This is a genomic window from Jiangella sp. DSM 45060 (assembly GCF_900105175.1).
Lineage (GTDB): Bacteria > Actinomycetota > Actinomycetes > Jiangellales > Jiangellaceae > Jiangella.
In genome coordinates, this window is sequence record NZ_LT629771.1 from 4,741,651 (window position 1) to 4,758,307 (window position 16,657).

General features: G+C 72.4%; 13 protein-coding genes. 2 read left to right on the plus strand and 11 right to left on the minus strand.

The window, feature by feature from the left end:
* Position 1 precedes the first annotated feature (1 nt).
* Positions 2 to 1,924 carry a TIGR03960 family B12-binding radical SAM protein gene (locus BLU82_RS21070; RefSeq protein WP_092623037.1) on the minus strand — a complete coding sequence of 641 codons (1,923 nt, stop codon included), beginning with the start codon at positions 1,922 to 1,924 and terminating at the stop codon, positions 2 to 4.
* Positions 1,925 to 2,040: 116 nt separating this feature from the next.
* On the opposite strand from BLU82_RS21070, the gene BLU82_RS21075 reads away from it, so the two are divergent.
* The gene (locus tag BLU82_RS21075; protein ID WP_092623038.1) at positions 2,041 to 2,439 is read left to right on the plus strand and encodes a hypothetical protein; all 399 of its coding nucleotides are present in this window, start codon (positions 2,041 to 2,043) and stop codon (positions 2,437 to 2,439) included.
* Complete coding sequence (locus tag BLU82_RS21080) at positions 2,436 to 3,503, plus strand: hypothetical protein (RefSeq protein ID WP_092623039.1); 1,068 nt, start codon at positions 2,436 to 2,438, stop codon at positions 3,501 to 3,503. Before BLU82_RS21075 ends, BLU82_RS21080 begins: the two co-directional genes overlap by 4 nt.
* A 383-nt stretch (positions 3,504 to 3,886) precedes the next feature.
* Here BLU82_RS21080 and BLU82_RS21085 read toward each other — a convergent pair whose 3' ends face one another.
* The 10 genes from BLU82_RS21085 to BLU82_RS21130 form a co-directional block, all read right to left on the minus strand.
* The gene (locus BLU82_RS21085; RefSeq protein ID WP_092623040.1) at positions 3,887 to 4,465 is read right to left on the minus strand and encodes a hypothetical protein; all 579 of its coding nucleotides are present in this window, start codon (positions 4,463 to 4,465) and stop codon (positions 3,887 to 3,889) included.
* Positions 4,462 to 6,561: a DUF6571 family protein gene (locus BLU82_RS21090; protein WP_092623041.1), complete on the minus strand. Its 2,100-nt coding sequence runs from the start codon at positions 6,559 to 6,561 to the stop codon at positions 4,462 to 4,464. The genes BLU82_RS21085 and BLU82_RS21090 overlap by 4 nt, the downstream gene beginning before the upstream one ends.
* 37 nt (positions 6,562 to 6,598) lie before the next feature.
* Positions 6,599 to 6,886 carry a hypothetical protein gene (locus tag BLU82_RS21095; protein ID WP_092623042.1) on the minus strand — a complete coding sequence of 96 codons (288 nt, stop codon included), beginning with the start codon at positions 6,884 to 6,886 and terminating at the stop codon, positions 6,599 to 6,601.
* Positions 6,887 to 6,908: 22 nt separating this feature from the next.
* Entirely contained in the window at positions 6,909 to 11,582 is a 4,674-nt protein-coding gene (locus BLU82_RS21100) for an FtsK/SpoIIIE domain-containing protein (protein WP_092623043.1), read from the minus strand.
* Between the two features lie 119 nt (positions 11,583 to 11,701).
* Positions 11,702 to 11,974 (minus strand): WXG100 family type VII secretion target, encoded by a 273-nt coding sequence (locus BLU82_RS21105; protein WP_069112117.1) that lies wholly within the window; start codon positions 11,972 to 11,974, stop codon positions 11,702 to 11,704.
* A 259-nt stretch (positions 11,975 to 12,233) separates the two neighbouring features.
* Complete coding sequence (locus tag BLU82_RS21110; protein ID WP_092623044.1) at positions 12,234 to 15,161, minus strand: hypothetical protein; 2,928 nt, start codon at positions 15,159 to 15,161, stop codon at positions 12,234 to 12,236.
* On the minus strand, positions 15,161 to 15,589 hold the full coding sequence (locus tag BLU82_RS21115) for a pilus assembly protein TadG-related protein (RefSeq protein WP_370246193.1): 429 nt from the start codon (positions 15,587 to 15,589) through the stop codon (positions 15,161 to 15,163). Before BLU82_RS21115 ends, BLU82_RS21110 begins: the two co-directional genes overlap by 1 nt.
* Positions 15,586 to 15,960, minus strand: a complete 375-nt coding sequence (locus BLU82_RS21120; protein WP_092623045.1) for a TadE family protein — start codon at positions 15,958 to 15,960, stop codon at positions 15,586 to 15,588. The genes BLU82_RS21115 and BLU82_RS21120 overlap by 4 nt, the downstream gene beginning before the upstream one ends.
* Before the next feature lie 47 nt (positions 15,961 to 16,007).
* A complete protein-coding gene (locus BLU82_RS21125) occupies positions 16,008 to 16,427 on the minus strand; it encodes a TadE/TadG family type IV pilus assembly protein (RefSeq protein ID WP_069112120.1) in 420 nt (139 codons plus the stop codon).
* 7 nt (positions 16,428 to 16,434) lie between these two features.
* Positions 16,435 to 16,650: a hypothetical protein gene (locus BLU82_RS21130; RefSeq protein ID WP_092623046.1), complete on the minus strand. Its 216-nt coding sequence runs from the start codon at positions 16,648 to 16,650 to the stop codon at positions 16,435 to 16,437.
* Positions 16,651 to 16,657 lie beyond the last annotated feature (7 nt).

Here is a 16,657-nt window from a genome sequence, read left to right on the forward strand (position 1 = left end):
GTCAGACCGGGGTCAGCGGGAGCAGGGCGCGCCCCGTCGGGCCGGTCTGGATCTCGGTGCCCATCGACGGGCAGACGCCGCAGTCGAAGCAGGGGGTCCAGCGGCAGTCGTCGAGCTCGATCTCGTCGACGGCGTCCTGCCAGTCGTCCCACAGCCAGTCGCGGTCGAGGCCGCTGTCGAGGTGGTCCCAGGGCAGCACCTCGTCGCGGTCGCGTTCGCGGGTGGTGTACCAGGCGAGGTCGACGGGCTCGCCGGCCAGCGCGGCCTCGGCGCACGCCACCCAGCGGTCGTAGGAGAAGTGCTCGCCCCAGCCGTCGAAGCGGCCGCCGTCGTCCCAGACGGCCTTGATGACGCGGGCGACCCGGCGGTCGCCGCGGGAGAGCAGGCCCTCGACCATGCTGGGCTTGCCCTCGTGGTAGCGCAGGCCGATGGCCTTGCCGTACCGGCGGTCGGACTTCACCTTCTCGCGCAGCTTGCGCAGCCGGGCGTCGACGACCTCGTGATCGGCCTGGGCGGCCCACTGGAACGGGGTGTGCGGCTTGGGCACGAACCCGCCGATGGACACCGTGCAGCGGATGTCGCCGCGCCCGGACGCCTTCCGCCCGGCCTCGATGACCCGCTTGGCGAGGTCGGCGATGGCCAGCACGTCGTCGTCGGTCTCGGTCGGCAGCCCGCACATGAAGTACAGCTTCACCTGCCGCCAGCCGCTGCCGTAGGCCGTGCTGACGGTGCGGATGAGGTCGTCCTCGCTGACCATCTTGTTGATGACGCGGCGCATGCGCTCGGTGCCGCCCTCGGGCGCGAACGTCAGCCCGGACCGGCGGCCGTTGCGGGACAGCTCGTCGGCGAGGGTGACGTTGAACGCGTCGACGCGCGTGGACGGCAGCGACAGCGAGGTGTTGGTGCCGTCGTAGCGGTCGGCCAGGCCCTTCGCGATATCGCCGATCTCGGAGTGGTCGGCGCTGGACAGCGACAGCAGCCCCACCTCGGTGAAGCCGGAGTTCTTGACCCCCTCGGCGACCATGGCGCCGACGGTCTCGAGCGAGCGCTCGCGCACCGGCCGGGTGATCATGCCGGCCTGGCAGAACCGGCAGCCGCGGGTGCAGCCGCGGAAGATCTCGACGCTGTACCGCTCGTGGACGGTCTCGGCCAGCGGCACCAGCGGCTTGCGCGGGTACGGCCACTGGTCGAGGTCCATGACGGTGTGCTTGCGGACGGTCTCGGGGACGCCGGGGCGGTTCGGCACGACTGCGGCGATGGCGCCGTCGGCGCGGTACGTGACGTCGTAGAACCTCGGCACGTACACGCCGCCGCCGGCCGCAAGCCGCAGCAGCAGCTCGTCGCGGCCGCCGGGGCTGCCCTCGGCCTTCCACTCGCGCACCACCTCGGTGACGGCGAGCACGATCTCTTCGCCGTCGCCCAGCACGGCGGCGTCGAGAAAGTCGGCGACCGGCTCGGGGTTGAACGCCGCGTGGCCACCGGCGAGGACGACGGGGTGATCGTCGCCGCGGTCGGCGGACAGCAGCGGGATGCCGGCGAGGTCGAGCGCCGTCAGCAGGTTGGTGTAGCCCAGCTCGGTGGCGAACGAGACGCCGAGCAGGTCGAACGCGCCGACCGGCCGGTGCGCGTCGACGGTGAACTGGCTGATGCCGTGCTCGCGCAGCAGCTTCTCGAGGTCGGGCCAGACCGCGTAGGTGCGCTCGGCCAGCACGCCGTCCTGCTCGTTGAGCAGCTCGTACAGGATCTGCACGCCCTGGTTGGGCAGTCCCACCTCGTAGGCGTCGGGGTACATGAGCGCCCACCGCACCTCGGCGGAATCCCAGTCCTTCACCGTGGCCCCGAGCTCGCCCCCGACGTACTGGATGGGCTTGGACACCCGCGCCAGCAACGGCTCGAGCTGGTCGAACAGGGACTCGACGGGCATGGACGTCCTACTCACGGGTGGGCTCTCGGGCGGTCACGGGTATGGTAACCACCACGAAAGGACCGGGTCTCGGGCACGACCGGACAGCCAGACGTCTGCGACGAGAGGCAGCAGGTATGACCGACCCCGCCCACGCGGTCCCGAACGGCTTCGAGCCGTCGCCGTACGAGACGCGGCCGCTGGCGATCCAGCCCGACGACGCCACCACGCCCGACCTCATCGCCCGGCCGCCCACCATCCCGCCGACGGACCCCGGCACCAGCAGCCGCGAAGAGCTGGAGATGGCGCTGCAGCGCGCCCAGCTGGTGGCCGACGACTGCGAGTCGCTGCTCGCGCCCGCCCAGCGGGCCATGGAGGACGGCGCCTGGGTGAGCCGCCTCGCCGACGAGTTCTCCAACGAGCTCACCGTGCACGCCCGGCTGGCCGGATCCGTCGCCGCGGCCTGCGTCGAGACCATCCAGACCGCGCTCGACAGCCGCGGCGACGACGACCTGCTGGAGGTGCGGCCGCTGTGACGAAGGCGAGCGACAGCCTGGCCCCCGACCCCGGCAAGCTCGGCGGCGCCGACTCCGACAAGCTGGCCGGCGGCTACCTCGACAAGGAGTACGTCCCGCCGGAGACCGACTCGTCGTCCTACGGCGGCGGGTACGACGGCGGCGGAGGCGGTGGGGGCGGCGGCGGTTCCGAGGACGTCGCGGAGGACCCGCCGGCCGAGGACACCACCGAGGACACCACCGAGGACCCCGCGCCCGAGGACACCGCCGAGGACCCGGCCGACGATGACCCGCTCCACGCCGACAGCGACGACGACGACGACGCCCCGGACCCCGACGACTTCGGCGACACCGACCACCCCACCAAGCCCGGCGACCCGGTGCTGGAGAAGCCGGAGCTGGAGAAGCCCATCCAGACGGAGACGCCGAACACCACCGTCTCCATCGACGTCGAGGCGATGACCCGGCTGGTGGCGGCGATGGAACGAGCCGGCGATCAGATCGTTTCGCTGCAGGACGAGATGCGCACCATCCTGTCCGGCGTCCACCTCGAGACCTCCGACACCACGCGGTTCGACCAGGTGGCCGAGTGGATCCAGGAGGTGCTGCCGGGTCTGCGCCGGCGGCTCGCGATGGCGCAGGACCTCCTCGGCGACGACGTCAGCACCCAGCCCGACCACCAGCGTCCGGTCGTGCCGCGTCCGTACGTCGGCGACGAGACGCAGGTCAGCACGAAGCCGATCCAGACGTCCTACGAGGCCGCCCGCGGCGCCGCCCACCGCTTCGGCATCCCCGGCGACCACGACAGCACGCGCGAGCTGGTCGCCGACCTCCAGGCGAACCGGCACGACCCGTACTACGCAGCCGAGCTGGTGCGCTCCACCGACCCGGAGACGCTGGTGCGCGCCGTCGTCGCCGCCGGGGACGACGAGCTGACGCAGCTCACCGCCGCCACTGTGGCGACGGCCGGGCGCGGCACCGGCGAGCTGGCCCCGCCGGCCGGGTACGAGGAGCAGTGGGCCGCCCTGCGCGACAGCGACGACCCCGCCGTGGCCGCCGCCGCCGAACAGCTGCGCCCCGCCTGACGCCGGTCGTCCGGGCGGGCATTCGACGCGGCGATTGTCGGTGCCCGCCCGTAGGGTGCGTGCCCTCCCAGCCGGGCGGGGACCCGAACCCGCGCAGCGGCACATCGCACGACGCGCCTTCGCTGCGCGGCCCGGCCACACCCCCATGGCGCGACCGGCAACCCAGCCGCAACCGGCGACCACCGGCCACGCGGCTTGGTGGCTCGAGGCTCGGCGGAGACTGTCGGTGCCCGCCCGTAGGGTGGGTGCCCTCCCAGCCGGGCGGGGACCCGACCCCGGTGCACGAGCTCGGCTCGGCAGACCGGCGACCAGGCAGCCTGACGAGCGGCGCCGGACCAGGGGCCGGTCGCCGCTCGTCAGCGCCCGCGTCGAGGCTCCGGAACTCAGCGGGTCGGCGCCGAGCCCTGCAGCGTCCACTCCTGCGGAATCTCCAGGGTCTGCGTGACCTGCTGGGCGATCGCCGCGGCGTCGGCCTCGCCGTCGCGGCCTTCGGCGGGGGCCGTGACGCGGACCTCGACGAGGTAGTCGCCGCTGGAGAGGCGGGCCTGGGCGGCGCCGCCGTCGGAGAAGGTGTAGCCGAGGCCTTGGTCGTCGGGCAGCTGGTGGTAGGTCTCGGCGTCGGCGAGGCCGTCCTCGAAGCCGGTGCGGGCGTTGCCCATCATGTAGTCGACCAGCACGCTCAGGGCGACATCGCTGCCGCCGTCGACGGTGACGCGGCAGCCCGCGCCGGTCAGGACGCCCTGGTTGTCGCGGCTGACCTGGCCGCCCTCGGCGCTGACCTCACCACCGAGGGCCAGCGACGCGCTCTCGGCGGGCAGGAAGTCGCAGAGCAGCTCGCCTCCGGGCGCGGTGGCCGGGATCGTGCTCGTGTCCACGGGGGTGTCTCCTTCGTCGTCGTCGCCGCAGCCGGCGACCGCCACCACGGCGGCCACCAGCACGGCGGCGGTCTTCAGCAGTCTCATTTGGCCAGATCCGCGCCGGCGTTCAGGTGCTCGTTGAACGGCGGGTACACGTTGGAGTTGAGGAAGTCGTCCATCGGGAACTTGTCGCGCAGCCACTGGTTGTAGGCCTCGCTCTCGAAGTCGAACTCGGGCGGGTTGCTGCCCGGCTTGATCGCCTCTGGCGGCGGCGCACCGTAGCGGTCACCGCCCTGGTTGGCCTCGTCGATGTACTCCTGGTCGAAGTACCCGCTGGCCAGCATCTGGTTGAGGATCATCTTCTCGAGATCCTCCTTCTCGCTGGCCGACAGCTCCGAGTAGTCGCCGCTGGCGGTGCCTTCGGACTCGCCCAGGGCGCTCTCGATCTGGCCGGTGATCTGCCCGTACGCGAACGCCGACCACTTGCCGGCCGGTTCGAGGCCGGGGAGCGAGGTCAGCGCGCCGAAGATCTCCGAGCGCGCCTCGGCCGCCTTCTGCTCCAGCTCCTCGTTGTCGAGCGCGCCCCGGTAGGCGCCGTTGATGACCCAGCCCAGGGTGGCCGCCATCTCGTTGGTGGCCGTGGTGAGCCCGGGCACGTTCTGGCCCTGCAGCATGGCGACCGGGGCCGGCGGCGGCGTGCCGTCGTCGAGCGCGTCCTGCAGCGCCTGCGACATGCGCCACTGCGAGGCGGCCCCGACGCCGGCGAGCACGGTGTCGATGTGCTCCTGCTGTCCGTCCTCACCGAAGGTGCTGAGGAGCTGCTGGATCATCTCGGGGTTCATCGCCGCGCCGTAAGGGGCGCCGTCGCCGAGCAACTCGGTCTCGGGGTCGACCGTCCAGCCGTTGTTGATGGCGCCGTCGGGCTGCCCGGTGCGAGCCACCCGCATGAGGTCCGGTGCGTAGGACGCGAGCATGTCGGCCACCGGCCCGCGCAGGCCGTTCCACATGTCCCAGCCGTCATTGGCGCCGATGCCGAAGACACCGCCGTCGGCGTCGTCGCCGGTGACGTCCCCGAGGAGGGTGAACGTCTGGGAGGCGATGGTGGCCGAGGTCGCGCCCGTCTCCTCGCCGTTGCGGTATGTCGTGGTGGCCGCCTGCAGGGCGAGGCCGAGGTTGCCGCCGTCGTCGCCGTAGGTGACCGTGCCCCAGTCACGTTCCTGCAGGAAGTACTGCAGCCGCGAGTTCATCTGCATCTTGGTGCCCTCGACGTCGACCTCCTCCGTCCCGCCTTGGGAGAAGAAGTCCTGCGCGGCCAGCGGGTTGTGCGACAGCGTCAGCATGAACTGCGCCATGACGTCGACGACCGGCTTGCCGGTGGTGGGGTCGATCACCGGGTCCATGTGGTTGGACTTCGGCCCCCAGACGGCGCCGTCCTCGCCCTCGTTCTCGTAGTCGTAGAGGTCGTCGCCGACCTCGTTGAGGAACTCCCGCGAGTACACGCCCTGCGACATCAGCAGCGCGAGGTACTGCGCCTGGTCGTTCGGCGCGTCGCCGCCTTCGCCGTGCGCCTTCGCGGTGATGGCGCTGGACCACTGGTCGGCGTAGTCCTGCGGCATGGCGAGGTCGCCGGTGTTGCGGGTCGCGGTGCCGAAGAGCGTGCCGAGGCCGGTGTAGAGCTGCTGGCGCTCGTCGCTCATGTCGTGGTTCTGGTCGCCGTTGGCCTCGGCAAGGGCGTCGTAGGTGTCGAGCAGCGACGCCATCTGCTCCGGCGAGATGTTCTTCGCCAGGCCGGCGGCGAAGTACGGGTCGTTGGCGTTGGCGAGGATCTCCTCGATCACCTCCGGCGGGATGTCGCCACGGGAGTCGATCAGCGCCTGCGCGGCGTCCTCGCCGTTCTGCTGCGCCTCCTCGGGCGAGACCTGCGAGATCTTGCTCTCGTCGATCTCGACGCTGCCGGCCGGCCACTCGGGGTTGGAGTTCTCCAGCGACTCGGCCAGCGACAGCCGCCGGCGCACGCCGGGCAGCTCGGTGTCGGCCCAGTCGATGGCGTTCTGCACCTGGGTGCCGAGGTCATGGTCGATGTCGAAGCGGGTGATGGCGTTCGTGAGGTCGGTCTTCGCCTCGGTGAGGCGCTCCTTGCCGTTCTCGACGCCCGTGACGAGGTTGCGGAACTCGTTCACGATGATCTGGGCCTTGGCCACTGCTCATTCTCCTGCCGCGTGCATGGTCATGCGGATCTCAGCCGGCCCAGTTGGCGCGTGGGTCGTCGGACGCCACCTTGTCGGGCTCGCCGTCATATCTGTTCTCGATCGCGGTGCCGGCGTTCTCGCCGGCGTTGCCCGCGGTGCGGTGGTGATCTTTCAGGGCGGTCGAGAAGGTGTCGGCCGTGGTGCTCGTCCACGCCTCCTTCTCGAGCGCGTCCTCCGCCTCGAAGAAGGCGAAGCTGCAGATGCTGGCCTTGCCGCGGAGAGTGGGCATCTGCTCGCCCAGGGCCAGCTTGTACGCGTTGTCGACCTCGTCGCTCACGGTAGTCGTCCTGTCTTCTGTGTCATGGCTGTTCCAGCTTCGTCTCGGGCACCTGCACCAGCTGCCACTGCCCGGCGGCCGAGAACAGGCCGCGGCCGGGCGGCATGCCGCCGGTCATCGACCGGGGAAGCTTGATGCCGAAGTGGTCGCCGTCGGCTGTCGCGCCCGGCGACAGCAGCACGCCGGACCGCGACTTCTTCAGCACCGCGGCCGGGCCGCGGTAGCTGCTGCCGAGGTCGTCGGTGGTGCCGGCGGCGACGATGACGCTGCCGGTGTCGCGCAGTTTCGGCAGGTGCTTGGTGAGGAGGTCGACCATCCAGCCGTCGACGCCCATCAGCTCGAGGTCGTCGACGACGACGGCGGTGGGCCGGCCGCCCTTCTCGGGGACCATCGACTCCCACAGCCGGGTGCCCTCGTCCTTGTCGAGCTCGAGGTCGACGACGGCCTCGACGCCGGGCCGGCCCTCGAGGTCGCGCAGCGGGCTGCGCCGCGGCGTGATGATCAGGACCTTCCAGTCGCGCTCCAGCATCGACCGGGCCATCGTCAGCAGCGCGGTGCTGCGGCCGGAGCGGCGCGGGCCCAGCACGAGGATGCCGGGACCGTGGTCGATGGCGTCGAGCGAGCGCAGGGTCAGGGTGTCGCCGCCGACCGCGAGCGGCAGCTCCGTGGGCGCCAGCGGCCGCTCGGCCAGCTCGAGAGCGTCGGCGTAACTGATGCGCGACGGCAGCTGGTCGACCCGGAACGGCAGCTGACGGCGCGGCACGTCGGCGTGGCGCTCCTTGGCCTCGCGCGCGATCTGCTGCAGCGCGGCCACCTGTGCGGTGCCCTCGACGTCGTCGGTGAGCAGCGCGACCTGGGTCTCGCGCAGGCCCTCGGCGCGGAAGCCGCGGCCGGCCGGCATGTGTTCGGGCACCTTCTTCGGGTGCATGCCGATGTTGCCGAAGTCGCTGGCGTCGTTCATGCGCAGCATCATCTTGTCCTCGACCAGCGCGGACACCCGGCCGACCAGCGCGGTGCGGTCGGCCGTCATGACGACCTTGATGCCGACGCCGGAGCCCTCCTGCAGGATCTGCAGCCACTGGTCGATGAGCCGGCCGCTGTCGAAGCTCTCGAACGACTGGACGAACCCCTCCCAGCGGTCGAACAGCACCAGCAGGTACGGCAGGCGGTCGGCGGGCGCCGCGGCGGCACGCTGCTCGCTGAGGTCGGAGTAGCCCTGCTCGGCCAGCAGCTGCTGGCGCCGGCCGATCTCGGCGCGGATGCGTGCGGACAGCGCGGACAGCCGCTCGGGCTGGTCGCGGCTGACGACGGCGCCGGTGTGCGGCAGCCCGACCATCGGCAGCAGCGCGTTGTTGCCGCAGTCGATGCCGTAGAGGTGGACGTCGCGCGGCGAGACCTCGCGGCCGACCAGCCCGGCGATGGCCCGCAGCACGGTGGACCGGCCGCTGCGCGGCGCACCGATGATGCCGAAGTGGCCGCCGGCGGACAGCTCGTAGAACGCGACGGTGCGGCTCTGCTCGCGCGGGACGTCGACGATGCCGAACGGGATGCGGATCTCGCGGCCGCGCTCGATGACGGACGCGGGGTCGGCCAGGACCTCGTCGAGCGTGACGACGTCGTCGAGCGGCGGCAGCCACGGCGGCGGCGGCGCGCTGATGCCGGTGTTGGCCGACGCCGCGTTGATCGCGGTGACCAGGCTCTCGAGATCGGTCGGGATGGAGACGTCCTCGTCCTTCTCGCCGTCGTCGTTCTTCTGCGGCGTCCGGCCGAGCTCGTCCCAGTGCAGCGCACGGAGGTCGACCGACACCGCGGCGCCGGGCTGGTGCGGCCGGCCGCCCACCCGGGAGGACTGGAACGGCACCAGCGACGACGCGCCCAGCCGGGCGTAGGCGCGGCCGGGCGTGGACTTGGAGATCTCCGCCGCGTCCTTCGCCTCGATGACGTCCTGGCTGTCGTTGCCGTCGGTGACCCGCAGCGCGATGCGCAGGTTGGTGTTGGACTTGATCTCGGCGCTGACGACACCGGCAGGGCGCTGGGTGGCCAGCAGCAGGTGCACGCCGAGCGACCGGCCCCGGCGGGCGATGTCGACGAGGCCCTTGACGAAATCGGGCAGCTCGGTGACCAGCGCGGCGAACTCGTCGATGATGATCATCAGCCGCGGCATCGGCTCGTCGTCGGGCTCCTTGCCCGCGAGGTAGTCCTCGATGTCCTTCTTCCCCGCGTGCGCCAGCTGGTGCTCGCGGCGGTGCAGCTCGGCCGCCAGGCTGTCCAGCGCACGGGTGGTGAGGTGGCCGTCGAGGTCGGTGACCATGCCGACCGTGTGCGCGAGGTTGTTGCAGTCCTTGAACGCCGCGCCGCCCTTGTAGTCGACCAGCACGAACGTCATCTCGTCCGGCCGGTTGGCGACCGCGAGCGAGGCGATCAGCGTCTGCAGCAGCTCGGACTTGCCGGAACCGGTGGTGCCGGCCACCAGGCCGTGCGGGCCGTCGGACCTGACGTCGACGGCGAACGGGCCGTCCATGCCCTCGCCGATGACCGCCTTGGTGGTGCGTCCGACGGTGGTCCACCAGCCCTGGATCGCCTCGGGCGTGGGCGGGTCGAGCTTGAGGACGTCGAGCAGGCGGCTCGACGACGGCAGCGACGACGAGAGGTCCTCGGAGCTGACGTCCTTGACCGGCGCGAGCGCCCGGCCGAGCCGCTCGCACCACGCGGCGGACACGACGTCGAGGCGGATGCCCTCGACCGTCGGGTGGCCGGTGCGGCGCACGGTGGCGCTGCCGTCGGGCGCGATGGCGACGACGACCTTGCACTCCTCGGGCAGCAGCCGCTCGTCGGCGTCGATGCAGAGGAAGTCGATGCCGACGCGGGGGCCGTCGCGCAGCAACGTGATGAGGCCGGGCAGCAGCCGGATGCGGCGGGCGCCGTCGAGCACCACCAGCAGCGGCGGGAAGGTGATGTCGCGGGAGGCCAGCATGCCGCCGCTGCGGTCGTTCAGCGCGGCCTTGCGCCGCTCCATGATCGACATCAGCTCGGCGACGCGCCGGTTGGTGGTCTCCTCGTCGGCGCCGATGCCCGCGATGACGTCGGAGTCCTCGCCCCGGCGCACGTGCGGCAGCCAGCGCATCCAGTTCCAGGCCGGGCCGCCCTCGGCGTCGGAGAGCACGACGATGTCGACGTCGGCCGGGCTGTGCAGCGTGGCGACCTGCGCGGCCATCCAGCCGGCCACCTGGCGGCGGACGTCGTCGCGGCCGGCCACGCCGGTGACGCCGGCCTGCTCGAGCGGCACGCCGACCGGGACGTCGGGCGCCGTCCAGTGCAGCACCCGCTCGTGCTCCTCGCGCGCGGGGTCGGTCATCGACACCTCGCTGGGGACGTCGGCGGTGCCGACCCGCACGTGCATGAAGTCGGGGTCGGTGCGGCGGCGCTCCCACAGCTGCGCGCGCGGGCCGGTGGCGAACAGCAGCAGGGCCGCGGGGTCGGGGAAGTCGCGCCGACGCGCGGACCGCTCGGTCACCAGGCCCTCGTAGGCCTGGTTCTCGATGCGGGCCATGCGCTCGACGTAGTTCTTCATGTCGTCGTGGTAGCGGTTCTGCTGCTGGTTCTTCGTGCTGCGGTAGCGCGAGATCATCATGATCGGCGTGATGACCATGATCATCAGGCTGAACGGCGACCGGGTGAAGTAGAACATCGCGCCGCCCATGATCATCGGGGCCATCGCGATGGCCCACGGCATGGGCTCCTTGTCGGGCTTGCGCGGCTCGTGCGGCAGCCGGAACTCCGTCTGCCGGGGCGGCGGCAGCAGCCGCGGCGGGCGGTTGTAGTCGAGCGTCATGCCGCCCGGGCTGGGCGACAGCGACGCGTCGGGGTCGACCGGCAGCGCCAGCTCCAGCACGACGTCGCCGACCACCAGCGCGCCGCCCGGCGGCCACGGCACGGGCGCGTCGACGGCCACGCGGTCGAGGTGCATGAACGGGCGGTCGGCCTCGGGGTCGACGGTGAGGTTGGGGTGCTTGAGCCGGGCCAGCTCCTCCATGCGCTTCTTGAACCGCCGCTTCCGCCTCCGCTTGCGCTTGCGGCCGGTGGGCTCGTCGTCGTCCTTCGGCACCACGATAGGGCCCTCCAGCGGACGCTCCCGCGCCGGCGGCGGCACCAGGACGCCGACCAGCGACGGGTCGGGCGTCAGCGTGACCGTGCCGTCGACGGTGACGTCGAGCCGGGCGGCCACGGGCGGGGTGTCCTCGCCGTAGAGGTGGACGGCGGAACCGGCCCGGCTGCCGATCTCGTGGCTGCCGGGCGAGAGGTAGTCGACGCGGCCGGAGCCCGGCCCGGACACGGTGCGCACCTGGACGACGCCGGTGCGCTCGCCGAACACGTCGGGCAGCGGCCTGCCGACGCCGACCAGGGCGCCGTTGCGCAGCGGCGACTCGGCCACCTTGACGGCGGGCTCGAGCGGGACGCCGGCGAGGTAGAGGGTGGGCGGGAGGGCGCCCTCGGTCAGGGCGTCGTCGAGGACGCTCTCGCCGACGACGCCGAGGTGGCGGCCGGCGGTGTGGAGGATCTGCGGCTCGGCGGCCGGGCGGACGCGGGCAGCGAGTTGCCGGGCGATGTCAGCGACAGTGGCATCGTCCTCGCAGTCGACGGCGAGGTCGACGATGTCGCCATCGCCCGATGCGGTGGCGCTCAGCAGCAGCCGCACGTTCCCGTCCCCGTTTCCGCGGTGGGCCTGCCGGCCCGTTCACGACATAGTTTACCTGCGCAGGTGGCCCACATCCTCGGCGAGAATGCGGGCCACCTGTCGCAAAAGCGTTCCGGCCGTCAGATACGATCCGGCTCGCCCGTCGCCTCGGCGATGTTGTTGTGGTTGATCCGCACGTCGTCGGCGGCACCGGTCAGCGCGTCCCGGAGCGTGTCGAGGTTCGTGCGGTACTCCTCCCAGGCATTCCGGAAGTCGTCCGCGTAACGGCCGGTCCACACGGCGTTGCCGACGCCGGTGTCGACCTCCTTCTTGATGGTGTCCGCGGACTCGGAGTTCCTGGTGAACGTCCCGTGGAGCTCCCGAAGAGTGGGAAGATCTGCACCAACACCCATTGTTCTCTACTCCCTCGTGAATAACTACGCCCCACCGCGTCGGGTGCGGCACGACACTTCAAATTCTACCGGTCGTCGCGCAATTTGCAACTTCTACGACGGCCTTTTTCTGAATTTCTCGGAGCGCATCCATAAATGGCAACGACACATGACCCGCAGGCCAATTCACGACCGCGGACAGGACAATTGCGTGCCCATTCATGAATGATTCCCGAGACGTTTCGGGGTACCTCCTTCGGAAATGATCGAGGGTTTCGAACTATGCGAGATCGCGATGTCTCCCTCCTCCGCCCGGCACCAGTTCCTCGAGCAGCGCGACCGTCTCCGGCGCGAGTTCGATATCACCGATGCCGAGGAGGGTCTCGCTCATCTCGCCCTCCACCGCCATGACTCCGCCCCGCCCGTCGACGGCGTGCTGGGCGAGGATCAGGTCGCGCCAGAGCAACTGCTCGGCCGGCCTGACCCGCAGCCCGGCCCGGGCCGCGGCTCCCGCCGTGGCCGGGTCGCCGCCGTCGCGGGTGATGACGGACAACCGGTGCGCGGCGTCGACCAGCAGGTCCGACGCCACGCGTTCGACGCGCGCCCGGGCGATCCAGGCGTAGCGTCCCTGCGGCCGCTCGCTCAGCACCGGGCCGCGGGCCACCCGCAGCGCCCGCCGCAGCAGGTCGGCCTCCTCGGACGGGCGCCGCGTCTGCCGCGCCTGGCTGAGCAGCGCGCACACGACGTCCCAGTCGAGGACGACGGTGTCGCTCAGCTTCAGCCGGCCGTCCTCGGTCATCAGCAGGTACGGCGACCCGGCGCGGTCGACGCCCAGCCACTCGCGCACCCGCGCGAACGTGGACTCGCGCACCGCCGCCGTGACGCCGCGCGGCCACACGGCCGCCGCCAGCACCGTCGGGTGCACGCCCTCGCGGTGCAGCGCCAGGTGCACGACGATCTCGGTGGCCAGCGCGCGGCGCTCGGCCTCGATCTCGGTGCGCGCCTGCACGACCACAGGGCCCAGGATGTACACCCGCACCGGCGCCGTGGCCAGCTCGGCCTCGGTGACCAGCGTGCGCACCTGCGGCACCTCGGGCCGGACCTCGGGCAGCCAGGCCTCGTTGAGGTTCGGCGCGCCGGGGTCGGGGTCGTGGCTGCGGTCCGGGTCGACCAGGCCGACCAGCGCCTCGATGCTGCGCCACGACAGCTGGTTGGCCCGCACCGACAGCCCGAGCGCGGGCAGTTCCAGAGTGCCGGCGGCGTCGACGTGGATGCGCCAGCGCGCGCCCGGCACCTCGCCGGCGCAGACCACGCCCAGCGGCGACCGCCCGGCGGCGTTCGTCAGCGCCACCAGCTGCTCGGCCAGCTCGCCGGTGGGCGGCGTGCCCAGCACGAGGTACTCGGGCATCCAGTTGCCGGCGCCACCCGGGCGGACCCGGCCGGTGAGCACGTCGGTGCCCAGGCGGTCGGCGCGGCGGGCGGCCAGCTCGGGCAGCAGCGGCTCGACGCCGTCGACCAGCCGCAACCGGCCCGGGTCGAAGACACTGAGCGCGTCGGGCAGGCCGTCGGCGGTGACCCGCAGGTGGTCGGACCACTGGTTGGTGGCCAGCTCGACGGCCAGCGCGGTGACCACCTCGAAGGTGGCCTCCGGGTCGCCGTCGATGCAGATGGGGCCGCCGGCCGCCTCGAGGTCGACGAGCACGTCGCGGTCGCCGCTGCGGCCGAGCGAGACCAGGCCGGGGTACGGCGCCAGCACGCGGCCGCGCAGTTCGGGGTCGACGGCGACGTCGGCGCGGTTCAGGATCCAGCGGCGGCCCTCGTCGAGCACCGACCACGGCTCCGGCGCGTCGACCCGGGCCGGCGCCAGCAGCAGCTCGACCGAGGCGCTGTCGACCACGGCGGTGTACACCGGGGGCAGCGGCCGGCCGGCCTCCTGGCAGGACGACGCCAGGTGCCGCAGCGCGTAGTCGAGCCAGCGGGCGCGGTCGGGGTCGGCGCCGATGCGCAGCGCCACCTCGGCCTCGACCTCGTCGGCGCCCGGCTCGGGCGTGCGCCGGCGGCGGCGCATGAGCTCCAGCGCGGCCAGCACGCCCGCGGCCAGCAGCCCGGCGTCGATGAGGCCGGCGTGCGGGTTGGTGTTGACGGACTCGGCCTCACCGGTGGCGACGAAGTCGGCGAACAGCCCGGCGCCGGTCTCGCCGATGCCCTCCTGCTGGCCACCGCCCTCCTCGGACCCGACCGGCGGGGCCGGCGGCGGGGGCGGCGTCTCCGGCGCCGGCGTCTCGGCGGTGACGACGTCGACGCCCGCGGCGTCGGCCGGGACGATGAGCAGCCAGTTCGGGTAGATCAGCCGGGCCAGCGACAGCTCGTGGCCGTCGGGCTGCTCGCGGCCGCGGTTCAACTCGAAGATCTCCTGGTAGCGGCGGCCGTCGCCGAGGGTGCGCTCGGCGATGTCCCAGAGGTTGTCGTGGTAGCGGCCGTCGGGCGGCTGCACGATGTAGACCTTCTGGCCGACCAGCTCGGCGCCCTCCTCGGGGTCGAGCACCATGTCGCCGAGGCGGTACTCGATCTCGCCCTCGGCGGGCGCGGCGGCGGCCGGCGCCTCCTGCTGGACGGTGACCTCGGCCTGGCCGTCGTAGGCCTCGGCCGTGACGCTGGTGCCGACGGGCGGCGCCTCGGGCGCGGCGGCCGGTGAGGCGGCCGCCGCCTGGCCGACCGCCGCGGTGGCGACCAGCACCGACGCGACCAGCGCGCGGGCGAAGCGCTGCGTCGGGCCGGACAGCGGCACCCGTCCGGGCAGCCCGACGCCGCGGACCGCGCTGCGCAACTCCGTCAGCACGCAGATGGTGAACTGCAGCCAGGCCAGCCACACCACCCACAGCAGCACGCCGACCACCTGCTCGGCGCCGATGGTGGCGGTGAGGTCGTCGCGCCCGGGCATGGACGTCGGGATCGGCGGCGGGCCGCCGAGGATCAGCAGCAGCACCGGCACGCCGATGACCAGCAGCGCCAGCGCGAACCCGGCCGCGACGGCCTGCGGCATGCTGCGCTTGGCCTCCGGCACGCCGCGGCGCTGGAACCGCTGCGGCCCGGTCTCGCGCAGCGACGCGGTGGCCGTGACCGACGCCTCGATCGGCGACACCGGCCGCGACGTGCGCTCCGTCCGGGTCTGCGGCCGCGACGCGCGGCGCCCCCTGCTCTCGTTCATCACAACTCCCCCGTGATGCCGACCGCCGGGCGTGACGTGGCCTCCCCCTCGATGGGGAAGTCCTCGATGAAGATCAGTTGCAGCAGCGAGGTGTTCACCCGGTCCTCGGCGTGCACGGACACCTCGTTGCCGTTGAAGTTCACCGTCACCTGTCCGGCGGCGTAGCCGCGCGCGCTCATGTAGTCGACGGCGGCCTGCCGTGCCTCGGCCTCCAGCAGGACCACCTGTCCCGTCTCGCGCAACGCCTCGATGTCGATCTGGTTCGCGGCCGCGCGGGCCGCCTGTTCGGCGTCGTCGTACAGTCGCTGCCGCGCGTTGATGGCGAACCCTCCGTCGATGACCAGCCCGGCCAGCATGAACAACATGACCGTCAGCGTGACGACCATGGCGCTGATGGCGCCCCGCTCCGACCGCGCCGCCCGCCTCACAGCGACCCCCGCAGCTCGTCGATGGGTGCGAAGCTCTCGCCCTCGAGCGTCGTGCTGCCCGGGAAGCCGGCGAAGCCGAGGCCGTCGAAGCTGACCTGGCAGGTGACCCGGACGCTGATCATCTCGCCGGGCGCGAAGGTGCCGCCGAGCTGCACCGGCGCGCAGCTGACGCCACCGGGGCGGGTGCTGTCGACGATGGCCTGCGCCGCCTGCCGGGCCGACGACACGTCGCGCTGCAGCGACGCCGAGCGCACGGCGTCGCGGGCCATCGCCTCGACGTCGCCGCGGCGGTCGACGTACCGGCCGAGCCCGACGATCAGCATCATGACCGCGATGAGGACAGGGGCGAGGATCACGACCTCGATGGCCATGGATCCCTCCTCTCTCCTCGCCGCGCGCGCGGCCCTCAGCCGGCCGATCACAGGTCCGGCACGAACTGCTCGATGGGGCCCTCGATCGTCTGTGTGACCTCGGGCGCCAGGTTGTTGATGATCTCCGTCGACCGGCCGCGGACGGTGACGCGGACGTTCTCGCCCACCTGGATGGCGTTGATCTCGGTGATCACCAGGTGGCCGTTGCCGACGGCGTCGGCGTACTCGCGGCCGCGGGCCTCGGCCGCCGCCAGCGCCTCCGGGGTGCCGCCGCCGATGCGCGCCGTCCGGGCCGCCTCACGCGCCGCCGCGGCCGCGATCTGGTTGCCGTGCCAGGTCAGCGAGAACTGCACGATGATGAAGATGATCAAGAACATGATCGGGGTGTACAGCGCGAGCTCGATGGCGCTCGCACCCCGCTCCGGTCTCGACCGCAGCCGTGCGAGCCGCGCCTGGACGACGTTCATCGCTGCGTCAGAGCCCGCCGCCGGGGGCGTCCGGGATGTCGATGGACTCGGCCTCGTCGGTGACCAGACGGTAGATCACCACGCCGACGGCGGCGGCGAGGGCCACGAGGATCGCCGTGATGATGACGAACTCGATGGCCGACGCGCCGCGCTCGGGGGCGCGCCGGGCCCGCTCGATGTGCACCTGGAGGCTCAGCAGCAGCCATCCGATGGGGGTTGTCATGAGGGAC

Bases quoted from the DNA above. Each gene is read 5' to 3' on its own strand.
- BLU82_RS21070 (WP_092623037.1), bottom strand. From the start codon at position 1,924: ATGCCCGTCGAGTCCCTGTTCGACCAGCTCGAGCCGTTGCTGGCGCGG.
- BLU82_RS21075 (WP_092623038.1), top strand. From the start codon at position 2,041: ATGACCGACCCCGCCCACGCGGTCCCGAACGGCTTCGAGCCGTCGCCG.
- BLU82_RS21085 (WP_092623040.1), bottom strand. From the start codon at position 4,465: ATGAGACTGCTGAAGACCGCCGCCGTGCTGGTGGCCGCCGTGGTGGCG.
- BLU82_RS21105 (WP_069112117.1), bottom strand. From the start codon at position 11,974: ATGGGTGTTGGTGCAGATCTTCCCACTCTTCGGGAGCTCCACGGGACG.
- BLU82_RS21110 (WP_092623044.1), bottom strand. From the start codon at position 15,161: ATGAACGAGAGCAGGGGGCGCCGCGCGTCGCGGCCGCAGACCCGGACG.
- BLU82_RS21120 (WP_092623045.1), bottom strand. From the start codon at position 15,960: ATGGCCATCGAGGTCGTGATCCTCGCCCCTGTCCTCATCGCGGTCATG.
- BLU82_RS21125 (WP_069112120.1), bottom strand. From the start codon at position 16,427: ATGAACGTCGTCCAGGCGCGGCTCGCACGGCTGCGGTCGAGACCGGAG.
- BLU82_RS21130 (WP_092623046.1), bottom strand. From the start codon at position 16,650: ATGACAACCCCCATCGGATGGCTGCTGCTGAGCCTCCAGGTGCACATC.